This window comes from Haliea sp., from assembly GCF_040222615.1.
Taxonomy (GTDB): Bacteria; Pseudomonadota; Gammaproteobacteria; order Pseudomonadales; family Halieaceae; genus Haliea.
This window is the reverse complement of the sequence record NZ_JAVKCQ010000235.1, coordinates 1-14740: the sequence shown is the minus strand read 5'-3', so window position 1 is coordinate 14740 and position 14740 is coordinate 1. Positions and strand designations below refer to the sequence as shown.

Sequence of the window (14740 nt, the reverse complement as noted above, 5' to 3'; positions counted from 1 at the left end):
TTGGAAATCAGGGTACTGCCGAAGCGCTTGATCGGCATGTTGGCGAGGGTGAACAGGGCGTTGAATTCAATCCCGAAATGGCTGTATAGCTCCCGCTTGTAATCGGCCTCCAGCGCCCCTTGCTCCGGTGGCAAACTGGGTCCCAGCGGGTTGTAGACCAGGTTCAGGGTCAGGCCGCTGTCGGTCCTGCCGTAGCCCAGGCCGTTCAGCGCCTGCAGGGCGGCGATACTTTTGTCGAACACGCCGTTGCCGCGCTGCTGGTCGACGTTGGCGGGGGAATAGCAGGGCATGGAGGCGATGATCTCCACCCTCTGCTGCGCCAGGAATTCAGCCATGGACTCATAGCCCGGCTCCTGCAGAATGGTCAGGTTGCAGCGGTCCATGACCTTTACGCCCAGAGCGCTGGCCGCCATCACCAGTTCGCGGAAGCGCGGGTGCATTTCCGGCGCGCCGCCGGTGAGGTCCAGCAGCTGGATATTGCGGGCCTCGAGTATCCGCGGGATCAGCGCGATGTGCTCGTCGTCCATCATTTCAGTGCGGGTGGGGCCCGCGTTGACATGGCAGTGCACGCAGCTCTGGTTGCACAGATAACCCAGGTTCACCTGCAGGGTGTGCAGCTCACCCCGGTTGATCGGGGGAAAGTCGGTCGCTTCCAGCAGGGGTAGAGTGGCGTGCATGGGGTCGGTGTTCTCCGGAATAAGGTTGGGGAAACGGTCGCGATTGCAGTGTATGGATGCGCTTTTGTCCGGTTTGTTACGTCCCGGGGCAGAAAGAAGTTTAGCACCCGTCAATGTGGCTGACTGTGTCGCAGGCGCAATTGAACCACTATCAGGGCCCGATCCGGGGGTTTGCGCCAAAGTGGGGTGGTTGGCAACCTTCAGGGGCGGCAGTATGGGTTATCATTGCAGCCTGTCCGTGTTGGAGTGTCCATGGAGTCCGAGATCGTCACAACGTCCCTGTCCTCACAGGTGTACACCCTGACCTTCGCGGTGTTCGGCATTTGCATGCTCTGGGAGATGTTTGCCCCGCGCCGCAAGGTGGCCAAAGGCCTTGCCTGGCGCTGGGGCAACAACTTTTCCCTGGGCCTGGTGAGCTGGTACCTCACCGCGGTGGCGAATACGCTGCTGGTGCTGTGGGTGGCGGACTGGACCGACCAGCGCGAACTGGGCCTGCTGGCGCCGCTGGGGCTCGGCGCCGCTGCGGAATTCCTGATTCTGCTGGCGTCGACACAGCTGCTGGGCTATTGGGTGCACGTTGCTTTTCACCGGGTGTCCTGGCTCTGGGCACTGCATGCGGTGCACCATTCCGACACCGAGGTCGACGTTTCCACCGGTTATCGGCATCATCCGCTGGAGCCCCTGCTGATCCTGCCTGTCACCGCACCCCTCGTGTTCATGTTGGGGGTGTCCCTGGAGGCTGCGGTCATTTACCGCCTTTTTGCGGTGGCGGCAACCGTGTTCAGTCACAGCAACGTGCGTATTCCGGAAGGCCTGGAACGCTATCTGCGGCTGGTGGTCCTGACCCCGGATTTCCACCGGGTGCACCACAGTTCCGATCCGGCCTATACCAACAGCAACTACGGTTCGCTGGTGCCCTGGTTCGACTACGTTTTCGGCTCTGCGCGGCACTGGGCCTTCAACGAGCACGAGTCCAGGGAGCTGGGCCTTGAATACCTGCGCGAGCCGCAGGATTCGCGTTTCGACCATCTGCTGACCCAGCCGCTGTCGGTGCCGGCCGGCGGGGCACAGGAACAGCGGCGGTAAGTCCGCGGCGCGCGCCTTCCCGGCGGTGAATTCCCCGCCGCTTTCTTCTATAATGGCGCGCTTTTCCGGGCCTCACCCCGGTTCCTTTTGGCCAGTGCAGGTTCTGGAGCACAGCATGTCCGAGCGCAAGGCAAGCGTCACTCGCAATACCCTGGAGACCCGGATCACCGCCACGGTGGACCTGGATGGCAGCGGCGAGGCGAAATTCGACACCGGTATTCCCTTCCTGGAACACATGCTGGACCAGATCGCCCGCCACGGCATGATGGACCTGGACATTGTCGCCAAGGGCGACCTGCATATCGACGACCACCACACGGTGGAAGACATCGGCATCACCCTGGGCCAGGCCTTCACCAAGGCCGTGGGCGACAAGAAGGGCATCGTCCGTTACGGCCACAGCTATGTGCCCCTGGACGAGGCCCTGTCCCGGGTGGTGGTGGACTTCTCCGGCCGCCCCGGGCTCGTCTACCATATCCCCTTTACCCGCGCCCAGGTGGGCGGTTTTGACGTGGATCTGTTCCAGGAGTTTTTCCAGGGCTTCGTCAACCACGCCCAGGTCACCCTGCACATCGACAATTTGCGGGGCGACAACAGCCACCACCAGATCGAAACCGTGTTCAAGGCCTTCGGCCGCGCCCTGCGTATGGCACTGGCCGCGGATCCGGCAATGGCGGGTATCACGCCCTCCACCAAGGGTGTGCTGTAGTCCCGTGAGCGGTACCGTTGCAGTTATCGACTACGGCATGGGCAACCTGCACTCGGTGGCCAGCGCGCTGGCTCATGCCGGCGCCGACCGGGTGGTGGTCACCCACGAGGCGGCCCAGATCCGCGCCGCCGACCGGGTGGTATTTCCCGGCGTGGGCGCTATCCGCGACTGCATGGCGGAAATTCGTCGCCTGCACTGCGACGAGTTGCTGCAGCTGGCGCTGACCGAGGAGCGCAAGCCGGTGCTGGCCATCTGTGTCGGCATGCAGGCCCTGCTGGACAGCTCCGAGGAAAACGGCGGTGTGCCCTGCCTCGGTATTATTCCGGGCCAGGTGCGCCACTTCGGCCAGCCTCTGCTGGCCGCCGATGGCGCCCGCCTCAAGGTGCCGCACATGGGCTGGAATACGGTCCACAAGGTGGGTGACCACCCACTCTGGGAGGGTATCGCCGATGGTACCCGCTTCTACTTCGTGCACAGCTACTATGTCACTGCCGAGGACCGCTCCCTGGTTGCCGGCACTGTCGATTACGGGGTTGTCGCCGATGCTGCCCTGGCTCGCGACAACCTGTTCGCCACCCAGTTCCACCCGGAGAAGAGCCATACTGCCGGGCTGCAACTGTTGCGCAATTTTCTCGCCTGGAACCCCGCATGCTGATTATTCCCGCCATTGATCTCAAGGACGGCCACTGTGTACGCCTGCGCCAGGGCCTCATGGACGACAGCACCGTGTTCTCCGTCGATCCGGTCGCCATGGCCAAACGCTGGGTGGACGCCGGCTGCCGGCGCCTGCACCTGGTCGACCTGAACGGCGCCTTCGCCGGCGAGCCGGTAAACGGCGAGGTGGTCACCGCGATCGCTGCCGCCTGGCCCGGCCTGCCGGTGCAGATAGGCGGCGGTATCCGCAGCCTGGAAACAATCGAGCATTACGTGCGCGCGGGGGTCAGCTACGTTATTCTGGGTACCAAGGCAGTCAAGCAGCCCGCGTTTGTCGGTGAGGCATGCAGGGCCTTTCCCGGCAAGGTGATCGTGGGTCTGGATGCGAAGGATGGTCTGGTGGCCACCGATGGCTGGGCGGAAGTGTCCAGCGTGCTCGCAACGGACCTGGCCAGGCGCTTCGAGACCGACGGCGTGTCAGCTATTGTCTACACCGACATCGCCCGCGACGGCATGATGCAGGGGGTTAACGTGGAGGCGACCGTAGCCATGGCCCGCGCTTCCAGCATCCCGGTCATCGCCTCCGGCGGGATCACCAACCTCGATGACATACGCGCTCTCAAGGCCGTGGCCCGCGAGGGTATCTGCGGGGCCATCACCGGCCGCGCCATTTACGAGGGCACCCTGGATGTAGCCGAGGCCCAGCGCCTCTGTGACGAGGGCAACTGAGCAGTGGGCCTCGCCAAACGCATTATTCCCTGCCTGGACGTGGACAACGGCCGGGTGGTAAAGGGCGTCAATTTTGTCGGTATCCGCGACGCCGGCGACCCGGTGGAGATCGCCCGCCGTTACAATGAGCAGGGCGCTGACGAGATCACTTTCCTCGATATCACCGCCAGCCACGAGGGTCGCGACACCACGGTCCACACCGTTGAGCAGATTGCCGAGCAGGTCTTTATTCCGCTCACCGTGGGCGGCGGCATCCGTTCCCTGCAGGACATCCGCACCATGCTCAATGCCGGTGCCGACAAGGTCAGCATCAACACCGCCGCCATCCATAACCCGGAGCTGGTACGCCAGGCCTCCGAACGCTTCGGCGCCCAGTGCATCGTGGTTGCCATCGACGCCAAGCGCGTGGCCGATGTCGACGGCCAGCCGCGCTGGGAGATCTTCACTCATGGCGGGCGCAAGCCCACCGGTATCGATGCCGTGGCCTGGGCGGCGAAAATGGCCGGGCTGGGGGCCGGGGAAATCCTGCTCACCAGCATGGATCGCGATGGTACCAAAAACGGTTTCGAGCTGGGGGTCACCCGCGCCATCACCGACGCGGTGGATATACCGGTAATAGCCTCCGGCGGTGTTGGCAACCTGCAGCACCTGGTGGATGGCATCCTGCTCGGCGGGGCCGACGCGGTACTGGCGGCGAGTATCTTCCACTTCGGCGAGTTCACGGTGCCCCAGGCCAAGTCCTACATGGCCGAGCACGGCATCGAGGTGCGCCTCTAGCAACCTTGCTGCCGGGCCGGGCCGGGCCGGGACGCACGTTGTTGAGTTGGCGCCAAGGCGTTAGTCTTGGCGAGTCACACGAGAGGGGTCACCGGGCATGATTTTTCGCCAGCTATTCGACAGCAGTTCATCCACCTACACCTATCTCCTGGCGGATCAGCAGCAGCGCGAGGCACTGCTCATCGACCCCGTGTTCGGCCAGGCCAGCCGCGACCTGGCCCTGCTGGAGGAGCTGGGCCTGACCCTCACCCTGGTGGTCGATACCCACGCCCATGCCGATCACATCACCGCCGCCTGGTTGCTGCAGCAGGAGACCGGCTGCCGGATTGCCTCGGCCCGGGTCATCGGCGCGGACCATGTGGACCTGCCGCTGGAGGACGGCCAGGTGTTTGGAGTCGCGGGGGTAAGCCTTACGGCGGTGGCGACGCCGGGCCACACTGATGGCTGCATGAGCTATGTGCTCGGCGACCAGTCCATGGTTTTCACCGGAGACACCCTGCTGATTCGCGGCTGTGGTCGCAGCGATTTCCAGCAGGGCAGCGCCCGCAGCCTGTACGCATCAATCACCACGCGGCTGTTCAGCCTCCCGGATGACTGCCTGGTCTACCCCGCCCACGATTACAACGGCAGGACCGTCAGCTCCATCGGCGAGGAAAAAGCGTTCAATGCCCGGGTCGGCGGCGGCGCCAATGAGACCGACTTCGTTGAATACATGAACGCCATGACGCTGCCCCATCCCAAGAAAATCGACGAGGCGGTGCCGGCCAACCTGCGCAGCGGCTGTCCCGAGGACGGCCGGTTGCCGCCGCGGCCGGACTGGGCGGATATTCACCTGACTTACGCCGGGGTGCCGGAGATTGGCGCGGAGTGGCTGGAGCGGCATTTGGACGAGGTAACAGTGCTGGATGTGCGCCTCGGCGAGGAAGTGCGGGACTGTTCCCTCGGCGGAAGGCTGGTGGATGTTCACATCCCCCTGGATGAACTCCAGGCCCGGGTAGCTGAGATTCCCCGGGACAAGCCGGTGGTGGCCCTGTGCCGCTCGGGTCGCCGCTCGGCCCTGGCGGTGAATATCCTCAAGGAGCAAGGGTTTGAGCGGGTCGCCAGCCTCAGCCAGGGCCTGCGGCAACTGACCCAGCCCTGAGCCTTTAAACCAGCAGTAGCCACCAGGCGGTAATTGCACTCAGCAGGGTCGCGCCGCCGTAGCAGAGCAGCTGCATGGGCAGCCGGGGGGCGCGCAGATGCAGGTCGTGCAGGCCATGATAGATGCGGTGCAGGGTGTGGAACAGGGGCAGTGCGATGGAGGCCAGTACCAGTACCTTGCCCAGGGGGTGCGCGAGCAGCGCGCCGATGGCGGCATGGGTCGCGTGCGGGTCGCCCGCCGCCAGCCAGGGCAGCAGAGCGGTGGTCAGCACCAGCCCCGGTCCGATAAACGCCAGCAGCATGCCGCCGGCACCGAACAGGGACCAGGCAATGGGTTCATGGGAGCGGCGCATGGTCAGTTTCCCCCCGCTGCGCGCAGCAGCAGTAGCGCCAGTAACAGCAGGCCGGCGTTGCAGGTCACGGCACCCAGCTGGTGCGCCCGCTTCACCGTTGCCGGACTCACCCGCAGCCGGTCGCTGTCGATAACCAGGATCTTCGGCACCAGGGCAATCCAGGTGACCGCATGGTACAGCGCCGCCGCCAGCGCCATTCCGTGCAGGGCCAGCAGCCAGGGACTGCGCAGCAGCTCCAGCCAGGCCAGGAATGCCGCTTCGCCACGGGTGAACTGATACAGGCCGCTCATCAGCAACAGGGAGTACAGGAACAGCGGCAGTGCCGTGGCCTCGCGCAGCATGTAGCGGCGGTAGGCGGGGTTGCGCAGCCACCAGTCGGCGCGCTGGCGCTGAACGTAGGGTTTACGCATCGTCCTTGCCTCGCAGGATGTTGAACAGGTTCACCGCGTAATTGATGTCCGAGGCTACCTTGCCCCGGTTGATGGCGGCGGCAGGGTCGACATCCTTGGGGCACACTTCCGAGCAGGAACCGACAAAGGTGCAGCTCCACACTCCCTCCTCGGCATTCAGCCACTGCATCCGCTGCGCCGCGCCCTGGTCCCGGGAATCCAGGTTGTAGCGCTGGGCCAGCGCCAGCGCACCCGGGCCCAGAAAGGCCGGGTCGCGGCCGAACTGGGGGCAGGCTGCGTAGCACAGGCCGCAGTTGATGCACTGGCCGAAAGCGGCGTAGCGTTGCATCTGCTCCGGGGTCTGCGGGTAGGCGCCCTCGCTAACAGCGGTCTCCTGCTCGCGGATCAGCCAGGGTTGCACCGTTTCCAGGTGGTCGATAAAGCCGCTGATATCGGATACCAGATCGCGTTCGATGGGAAAGTTGTCCAGCGCCCGCACCGTCACTGCGCCCTGCTCCCGGTAGTCCCGGAGGAAGGTCTTGCAGGACAGCTTCGGCTCGTTGTTCACCATCACTCCGCAGCTGCCGCAGATCGCCATGCGACAGGACCAGCGATGGCTGAGAGTCGGGTCCTGCTGGTCCTTGATCTGGTTCAGTGCGTCCAGGATGGAAAGATCTTCGCTGTAGGGCACCTCGAAACTCTGTTCCCAGGGCGCGGCGTCCTCTTCGGGCCGGTAGCGCTGCACCCGCACAGTCACCTTGTCGGTCACGATTTTGCCTCCTGCTGGCCAGCGCCGCCGTAGTGGCGTTCCGCCGGCTGGGAACGGGTGATTACCACGTCCTGCCATTCCAGCCGGGGGACATCTGCGGCGCGGTAGACCAAACTGTGCTTGAGGAACTGCCCATCATCGCGTTGTGGGAAATCCTCTGGCCGCTGGTGGCTGCCGCGGGATTCCTTGCGGGCGAGTGCGGCATGCGCCATGGCCTCCGCCACGTCCAGCAGGTAGCCCAGCTCGATGGCGTTCAGCCACTCGGTATTGAAAGCGCGGCTGCGATCCACCAGTCCCAGCTTGCAGTAGCGCTCCTTCAGTTCGGCGATCGCGGTGCAGGTCTGCTGCATCTGTCCCGGCAGGCGGAAAATGCCGGCCCCCTCTTCCATGGCGCGGGCCATGGCATCGCGAATGGAGGCCAGGCTCTCGCTGCCGCTGGACTCGCGCAGGGCATCCAGGCGAGCGGCGTTGTCCTCTGCCCGGGCCAGCAGGCGCTGCGGATCCAGCACTGCCCCCTCACCTGCGCGCGCTGCCGCCTGTTCCCCCGCCACCCGGCCGAATACGCCCAGCTCAGCGAGAGAGTTGGAGCCCAGCCGGTTGGCGCCGTGCAGCCCCACGCTGGCGCACTCGCCGGCGGCGAACAGTCCCGGCAGGGCGGTGGCGGTGTGGCGGTCGGTCTGGATTCCGCCCATGGTGTAGTGGGCGGTGGGCCGCACCGGAATCGGTTCGTACACCGCATCGACGTTGACATAGGTGCGGGCCAGATCGCGGATGAAGGGCAGCCGTTCATTGATGCGCGCCTCGCCCAGGTGGCGCAGGTCCAGGTTCACCGCTTCGCCGCGGCTGGTGGCCAGCGCCCGCCCCGCCTTGGCTTCGTGCCAGAAGGCCTGGCTGAGACGGTCTCGGGGCCCCAGTTCCATATGCTTGTTCTTGGGCTCGCCCAGCGGGGTTTCCGGGCCCAGGCCGTAGTCCTGCAGATAGCGGTAGCCGTCACGGTTGGTGAGCACCCCGCCCTCACCGCGGGCGGCTTCGGTAATCAGGATCCCGGAACCGGGCAGGCCGGTGGGGTGGTACTGGACGAATTCCATGTCCCGCAGCGGCACTCCCTGGCGGTAGGCCAGCGCCATGCCATCGCCGGTGACGATGCCGCCGTTGGTGTTATAGCGGTAGACCCGGGCGGCGCCCCCGGTGGCCAGGATCACGGCGGAAGCGGAGATTACGGTGTGGCTGCCATTGCGCATGTCGATGGCCTGGATACCGGCACAGGCGCCGTCCTCCACCAGCAGGTCGGTGCAGAAGTACTCGTCGCAGCGGCGAATGGACGGGTACTTGAGCGAAGTCTGGAACAGGGTGTGCAGGATGTGAAAGCCCGACTTGTCGGCGGCGAACCAGGTGCGCTCGATCTTCATCCCGCCAAAGGCGCGCACGTTGATGCTGCCGTCGGCATTGCGGCTCCAGGGGCAGCCCCAGTGCTCCAGGCGCAGGTTTTCCTCAGTGGCGTGGCGCACGAAATAGTCCACCACGTCCTGGTCGCAGAGCCAGTCGCCGCCGGAGACGGTGTCGTCAAAGTGGGCATCAAAGCTGTCGTGGGGCTGGATCACCCCGGCGCAGCCGCCCTCCGCGGCCACCGTGTGGCTGCGCATGGGGTACACCTTGGACAGCAGCAGGATATCCAGCCGCGGATTGGCCTCCGCCGCGGCGATGGCGGCCCGCAGCCCGGCACCCCCGCCGCCCACGATCACGATGTCTGCCTGCAATGTGGTTATCTCGGGGCTGCTCACCGGGACGGCCTCCCGGGCCAGCTCCAGTTGCTGATCTCGGGCATGTCAACGCCGTGTTCGTGGGCGTAGTGGCGGCAGTCGATCTGCCGGTTGCGCAGCTGTTCCTTGGCATGGGCGCCGACGACCTGCAAGCGCGGCACCCGGTCGATAGCGTCTATGGCCAGGCTGAAGCGGTCAACGTTGTTTTCGATAGCGAGTTCCAGCGGGGTATTGATGCTGCCCTTTTCCTTGTAGCCGCGCACGTGCAGGTTGCGGTGATTGCTGCGCCGGTATGCCAGTCGGTGAATCAGCCAGGGATAGCCGTGGAAGTTGAAGATGATTGGCTTGTCCACGGTGAACAGGCTGTCGAAGTCGCGATGGCTGAGGCCGTGGGGATGCTCCTCTTCAGGAGTCATGCGGAACAGGTCCACAACATTGATGAAGCGGATTTTCAGCTCGGGGAAATGCTCCAGCAGCAGGGCGGTGGCGGCCAGGGCCTCCTGTGTGGCAATGTCACCGCAGCTCGCCATTACCAGGTCGGGCTCGCCGTCCTGGTCGCTGCTGGCCCAGCCCCAGATGCCGATGCCCTTGGTACAGTGGCGGATAGCCGACTCCATGTCCAGGTACTGCAGGTGGTTTTGCTTGTCGCAGACGATCACATTGATGTCGTTGTGGCTGCGCAGGCAGTGGTCCGCAGTGGACAGCAGGCAGTTGGCGTCCGGGGGCAGGTAGACCCGGGTGACCTGGGGGCTCTTGTTGACGACGATGTCGATAAAGCCCGGGTCCTGGTGGGTGAAACCGTTGTGGTCCTGGCGCCAGACGGTCGAGGTGATCAGCAGGTTGATGGAGGCGATCGGCGCCCGCCAGGGCAGGTCCTCGCAAATGGCCAGCCATTTGGCGTGCTGGTTGTACATGGAGTCGATGACGTGGGCGAAGGCCTCATAGGTGGCAAAGAAGCCGTGACGTCCGGTTAGTACATAGCCTTCGAACCACCCCTCCAGTGTGTGCTCGGACAGCATCTCCAGCACCCGGCCATCCGGCGCCAGCTGGCCCCCGTCGTCATCCTCGGGCAGCCGTTGCGCCAGCCACAGCTTGGGGCTTGCCTCGTAGATCGCGTCAAGCTTGTTGGAAGTGGTCTCGTCGGGACCAAATACGCGGAAATTGCCGGGGTTGCGGGCCATGGTGTCGCGCAGCAAGGTGCCCAGCGGCCGCGTGTTGGGCGTCCTCCCGGCGCCGGGTTTGCTCACCGCTGCGGCGTAATCGCGGAAGTCCGGCAGGCGCAGGTCGCGCCGCAGCAGGCCGCCATTGGCGTGGGGATTGGAGCCCATGCGCCGCGGGCCCGTCGGCGCCAGCGCCCGCAGCTCCGGGCGCAGGGTTCCCAGCTCATCGAAGAGTTCTTCCGGGCGATAGCTGCGCAGCCACTCCTCCAGCTGGAGCAGCCTGTCGGGCTTGTCGTGAACATCGGTCAGCGGCACCTGGTGCGCGCGCCAACTGCCCTCCACCTTGTGTCCATCGACTTCCCGGGGACCGGTCCAGCCCTTGGGGGAGCGCAGCACGATCATCGGCCAGGGCGGGCGGCCGGGGATGCCGCTGGCGCGCGCCGCCTGCTGGAAATCCTGGATCATGGCGATGCTGCGATCCATGGCCGCAGCCATCTGCTGGTGCATTGGCGCCGGTTCCTCGCCCTCCACGAAAATGGGCGTCCAGCCGTAACCCAGGAACAGCTGTTCGAGCTCCTGTCGCGGGATCCGGGCCAGCAGGGTCGGGTTGTTGATCTTGTAACCGTTGAGATGAAGGATGGGGAGTACGGCACCATCCCGGATCGGGTTGAGGAACTTGTTGGAATGCCACGCGGTGGCCAGCGGCCCGGTTTCAGCCTCGCCGTCACCGACCGCGGTAAACACAACCAGGTCCGGGTTGTCGAAAGCGGCGCCGAATGCGTGGGACAGGCTGTAGCCGAGTTCTCCCCCCTCGTGAATCGAGCCGGGCAGCTCCGGGGTGCAGTGGCTGCCAAAACCGCCGGGAAAGGAGAAGTTACGGAACAGCAGGCCCATACCGGCTTCGTCTTCACTCATGTCTGGATATACCGCAGAGTAGCTGCCCTCCAGGTACACCGGCGCCAGTACGCCGGGAGCGCCGTGGCCCGGGCCGGCAACGAAGATGGCATTGAGATCATGCCGGCGGATCAGGCGGTTTGCGTGCGCGTACATGAAGGCCAGACCGGGGCTGGCGCCCCAGTGACCCAGCAGGCGTTGCTTGATGTGCCCGCTCTCCAGAGGCTGGCGCAGGAGAGGATTGGCGCGCAGATAGATCATGCCGGCGGCGAGGTAGTTGCAGGCTCGCCAGTAGGCGTCGATGGCATGCAGTTCGTCTGCGGTCAGGGGCTTGTCGCTGCTTCGGGTTTTAGTCGTCACTGGTCCTGATCCTTGCGGCCTGCGCACTGTCGCGTTGCAAGCGCCTCCCTGTGGCAGACGCTGCGGTCACTGTTGGCTGAGGAATTCATTGGTCTGGCGCGCTATCTCGAGGTCCTCGCGGGAGGGGATGACGAGGACGGCGACGGCGGATTCCTGTGCCTGGATGGCTCTGGGCTGGTCTCCTGATGGTAGTCCATTTTGCTGACAGTCTATAGTGATGCCCAGTGCGCCCAAGCCCTCGCAGGCAGCCGCGCGCACTGCGGCGGCGTTTTCACCGACGCCTCCGGTGAAGACCAGGGCGTCGAGACCGCCGAGGGCGGCGAAGTAGGCGCCGATATATTTGCGTATGCGGTAGCAGTAGATGGACATTGCCAGCTGGGCCCGGGAGTCGCCCCGGTTGCAGCGCTCAAGCACAGCGCGCAGGTCGCTGTCGCCGCAGAGGCCGGTGAGGCCACTGTCGCGGGCAAGAACCTGTTCCAGCTGGTCCAGGCTCAGGCCTTCCCGACGGGCCACATAGAGGACAGCGCCAATATCCAGGTCACCGCCGCGGCTGCCCATCACCAGGCCTTCCAGGGGTGTCATGCCCATGGAGGTGTCGATGCTGCGTCCACCGGCGATGGCGCAGGCGCTGGCGCCGTTGCCCAGATGCAGGGTGATCAGGCGCAGTTCTTGCGCGGGACGCTGCAGGAAGGTGGCCGCCTGCCGTGCCACACTGGCATGCGAGATGCCGTGGAAGCCGTAGCGGCGCAGCCCGTGCTGTCGGTACCAGTGTTCGGGCACCGCGTAGTGACTGGCATGTTCGGGCAGCTCCTGGTGGAAGGCGGTGTCAAAGACTGCCACCTGCGGCAGGCCGGGGTAGCGCTCGGCGGCATGGCGGATCACGGCCAGCGCGGAGTCGTTGTGCAGGGGCGCGAGGGTGGCGGCTGATTCGATTGCGCGGATGGTGGCAGTAGTCAGTTCGGCGGGCCCGTCGAATCCCGGGCCACCGTGCACCACCCGGTGGGCGACAGCGTCGACTGGCATCCCGATACCAGCGATATCAGGCTCAGGAAGCGGAGGCGGATTCGCGCTGCCGGCAACTGACCACTCAAGCACACGCTGCCGCAGGCTGCGGTGGCTGTCCGTGTCCACGACGCTGTACTTGAGGGTCGAGCTGCCGCTATTGAATACCAGGATGAGCACGAAACAGGGCCCTCAGCTGTGGGAGTGGCAGTCCATCCGGATGAGTGTAACGGAATCCGGCGCAGCCAACAGCGGCGCCGCTATTGACACCGGGGCTAATGGTTATTAGTTTGGGTGCCCACGCCGTCTCCGGAGAGTCCCGCCATGGCCCTGTACGAACCTGTCGAATCCGCCGATGCCCGCCGCCACCTGCAGCTGCGCAGCCCGGTTACCCTGGAGCCCTGCGGTGAACTGGTGTGCGCCAATACCGAGGACGTGGCCGCGGCCATTGCCGCTGCGCGCGCGGCCCAGCCGGCCTGGGCGGCCACCCCGATCCGGGAACGGGTCAAGGTCGCCGAGCGCGCCCTGCAGCTGGTGCTGGAGCGTCAGGACGAGATTATTGACACCGTGGTCGCGGAAACCGGCAAGGCCCGCACCGATGCCATGAGCATGGAGATTTTTTCGGTGGCGGATTCGCTGTGCTACTACGCCAAGCACGCGGAAGCCTTCCTCAAGCCGCGCAAGCGCCGGGTGCACGGGGTAATCGGGATCGCCAAGCAGCTGCGCATTGTTTACAAGCCGCTGGGGGTCATCGGTCTTATCACCCCCTGGAACGGCCCCTTTGTTCTGGTGATGAACCAGGCGGTGCAGGCCCTGCTGGCGGGCAACGCGGTGGTGGCCAAGGGTTCCGAGGTCACGCCTTACTCGGCGAGGTTGGCCCAGACCATTCTCGAGGACGCCGGCCTGCCACCGGGAGTGCTGCAGGTGTTGCTGGGCGATGGTGACACCGGCGCCGCCATTGTGCGCGGCGGCGTCGACAAGGTCTCCTTTACCGGCAGCGTCGCCACCGGCCGCAAGGTGGCGGAAGCCTGCGCCAGCCAGCTCATTCCCTGCACCCTGGAACTGGGCGGCAACGATGCGATGATCGTCTGCGCGGATGCCGACCTGGACCGTGCCGCCGACGGCGCCTGGCTGGGGTCCTGCATGAACACTGGCCACTACTGCTGCGGCACTGAGCGCATCTACGTGGTGAGCGAGGTCTACGATGAATTCCTGCGCCTGGTACTGGAGAAGGGCAAGCACCTGAAACAGGGGTCGGAACACGGTTTTGCCGAGGACGTGGGCGCGGTGTTCTGGGACCGGCAGCTGGCGATTATCGAGGCCCACGTCGAGGACGCCCGTGCCAGGGGCGCCACCATCCACATGGGCGGGCGCCGCAACCCGAACCTGGCGGGCCTGTATTATGAGCCTACAGTCATGACCGAAGTCGACAACAGCATGGACATCATGCTGCACGAAACCTTTGGCCCCATTCTGTGCATTCAGCGGGTGGCGGATGAAGAGGAAGCCCTGCGCCTGGCGAACGATTCCGAATTTGGTCTCAACGGCAACGTCTGGACCAAGGACAAGGCCAAGGGTTACCAACTGGCGGCAGCGATCGACACCGGCTCCTGCAGCGTCAACGACATGGCGCTCAGCTACGGGATCCCCGCTGCGCCGTTCGGCGGGCGCAAGAACTCAGGCATTGGCCAGGTCAACGGCAAAAAAGGACTGCGCGGCTACTGCCACGAGATGCCCATCGTCATCGACCGCTTCGGTGGCAAGCTGCAGAACGGCTACCCCAACACGGTCAAGAACGCCGAGGGCATGCGCAAACTGATGGACTTCATGTGGCGGAAGACCCCGCTGGGGCGCTGGTTGGCCTAGCGCCCCCCGATTTACTGTGCGGCGGGCTGCAGCGGCCAGCCCAGCAGCAGCACGCCCAGGGTTACCGCGCCGATAAACAGGTTCATCGGCACGCCCACCCGCAGGAAGTCGGTGAAGCGATAGCCCCCCGGGCCATACACCATCAGGTTGGTCTGGTAGCCCAGCGGGGTGGCAAAGCTCGCCGAGGCTGCCATCATGATAGCCAGCACGAAGGGGGTGGCGTCCAGTCCGACGCTGGCGGTCATGCCCAGCACGATGGGCAGCATCAGGATGGCCGCGGCATTGTTGGTGATGACCTCCGTGAGCAGTGACACGGTGGCATAGGTCAGCACCAGCAGCAGCCAGGGGCGGTCGCCCGCCAGGCCGATCAGGGTCTGTGCCAGAAACAGCGCCGCACCGGACTGGTCCAGTGCGG

The 14740-nt window shown here is 65.2% G+C and carries 15 protein-coding genes; 7 read left to right on the top strand and 8 right to left on the bottom strand.

Features of this window, described 5'->3' with window-relative positions; genetic code table 11:
• A partial coding sequence (gene arsS / locus RJQ10_RS18660; RefSeq protein WP_350148951.1) for an arsenosugar biosynthesis radical SAM (seleno)protein ArsS occupies positions 1–677 on the bottom strand: 677 nt, incomplete at its 3' end.
• Positions 678–929: 252 nt separating this feature from the next.
• Here arsS and RJQ10_RS18655 point away from each other — a divergent pair.
• The 6 genes from RJQ10_RS18655 to RJQ10_RS18630 all read left to right on the top strand — a co-directional run bounded on the left by RJQ10_RS18655 (position 930) and on the right by RJQ10_RS18630 (position 5773).
• Positions 930–1763: a sterol desaturase family protein gene (locus RJQ10_RS18655; RefSeq protein WP_350148949.1), complete on the top strand. Its 834-nt coding sequence runs from the start codon at positions 930–932 to the stop codon at positions 1761–1763.
• Between the two features lie 115 nt (positions 1764–1878).
• Complete coding sequence (gene hisB / locus RJQ10_RS18650; RefSeq protein WP_350148947.1) at positions 1879–2472, top strand: imidazoleglycerol-phosphate dehydratase HisB; 594 nt, start codon at positions 1879–1881, stop codon at positions 2470–2472.
• Positions 2473–2476: 4 nt separating this feature from the next.
• The gene (hisH, locus tag RJQ10_RS18645) at positions 2477–3127 is read left to right on the top strand and encodes an imidazole glycerol phosphate synthase subunit HisH (protein WP_350148945.1); all 651 of its coding nucleotides are present in this window, start codon (positions 2477–2479) and stop codon (positions 3125–3127) included.
• Positions 3121–3855 carry a 1-(5-phosphoribosyl)-5-[(5-phosphoribosylamino)methylideneamino]imidazole-4-carboxamide isomerase gene (hisA, locus tag RJQ10_RS18640; protein ID WP_350148943.1) on the top strand — a complete coding sequence of 245 codons (735 nt, stop codon included), beginning with the start codon at positions 3121–3123 and terminating at the stop codon, positions 3853–3855. Before hisH ends, hisA begins: the two co-directional genes overlap by 7 nt.
• 3 nt (positions 3856–3858) lie before the next feature.
• The gene (gene hisF, locus RJQ10_RS18635; protein ID WP_350148941.1) at positions 3859–4632 is read left to right on the top strand and encodes an imidazole glycerol phosphate synthase subunit HisF; all 774 of its coding nucleotides are present in this window, start codon (positions 3859–3861) and stop codon (positions 4630–4632) included.
• 97 nt (positions 4633–4729) lie between these two features.
• Positions 4730–5773 carry an MBL fold metallo-hydrolase gene (locus RJQ10_RS18630; protein ID WP_350148939.1) on the top strand — a complete coding sequence of 348 codons (1044 nt, stop codon included), beginning with the start codon at positions 4730–4732 and terminating at the stop codon, positions 5771–5773.
• Between the two features lie 4 nt (positions 5774–5777).
• On the opposite strand, the gene frdD is transcribed toward RJQ10_RS18630, so the two are convergent.
• The 6 genes from frdD to RJQ10_RS18600 form a co-directional block, all read right to left on the bottom strand.
• A complete protein-coding gene (frdD, locus tag RJQ10_RS18625) occupies positions 5778–6125 on the bottom strand; it encodes a fumarate reductase subunit FrdD (protein ID WP_350148937.1) in 348 nt (115 codons plus the stop codon).
• Positions 6126–6127: 2 nt separating this feature from the next.
• Complete coding sequence (locus tag RJQ10_RS18620; protein WP_350148936.1) at positions 6128–6535, bottom strand: hypothetical protein; 408 nt, start codon at positions 6533–6535, stop codon at positions 6128–6130.
• Positions 6528–7283: a succinate dehydrogenase/fumarate reductase iron-sulfur subunit gene (locus RJQ10_RS18615; RefSeq protein WP_350148935.1), complete on the bottom strand. Its 756-nt coding sequence runs from the start codon at positions 7281–7283 to the stop codon at positions 6528–6530. Before RJQ10_RS18615 ends, RJQ10_RS18620 begins: the two co-directional genes overlap by 8 nt.
• On the bottom strand, positions 7280–9064 hold the full coding sequence (gene frdA, locus RJQ10_RS18610) for a fumarate reductase (quinol) flavoprotein subunit (protein ID WP_350148933.1): 1785 nt from the start codon (positions 9062–9064) through the stop codon (positions 7280–7282). Before frdA ends, RJQ10_RS18615 begins: the two co-directional genes overlap by 4 nt.
• Complete coding sequence (locus tag RJQ10_RS18605) at positions 9061–11457, bottom strand: phosphoketolase family protein (RefSeq protein ID WP_350148931.1); 2397 nt, start codon at positions 11455–11457, stop codon at positions 9061–9063. Before RJQ10_RS18605 ends, frdA begins: the two co-directional genes overlap by 4 nt.
• Positions 11458–11523: 66 nt before the next feature.
• Positions 11524–12639, bottom strand: coding sequence for an acetate/propionate family kinase (locus RJQ10_RS18600; RefSeq protein WP_350148929.1), 1116 nt, complete (start codon positions 12637–12639; stop codon positions 11524–11526).
• Between the two features lie 144 nt (positions 12640–12783).
• On the opposite strand from RJQ10_RS18600, the gene RJQ10_RS18595 reads away from it, so the two are divergent.
• Complete coding sequence (locus RJQ10_RS18595; protein WP_350148927.1) at positions 12784–14325, top strand: aldehyde dehydrogenase family protein; 1542 nt, start codon at positions 12784–12786, stop codon at positions 14323–14325.
• Positions 14326–14336: 11 nt separating this feature from the next.
• Here the strand turns inward: RJQ10_RS18595 and RJQ10_RS18590 are convergent.
• On the bottom strand, positions 14337–14740 hold a 404-nt coding region (locus RJQ10_RS18590), incomplete at its 5' end, for an SLC13 family permease (protein ID WP_350148926.1).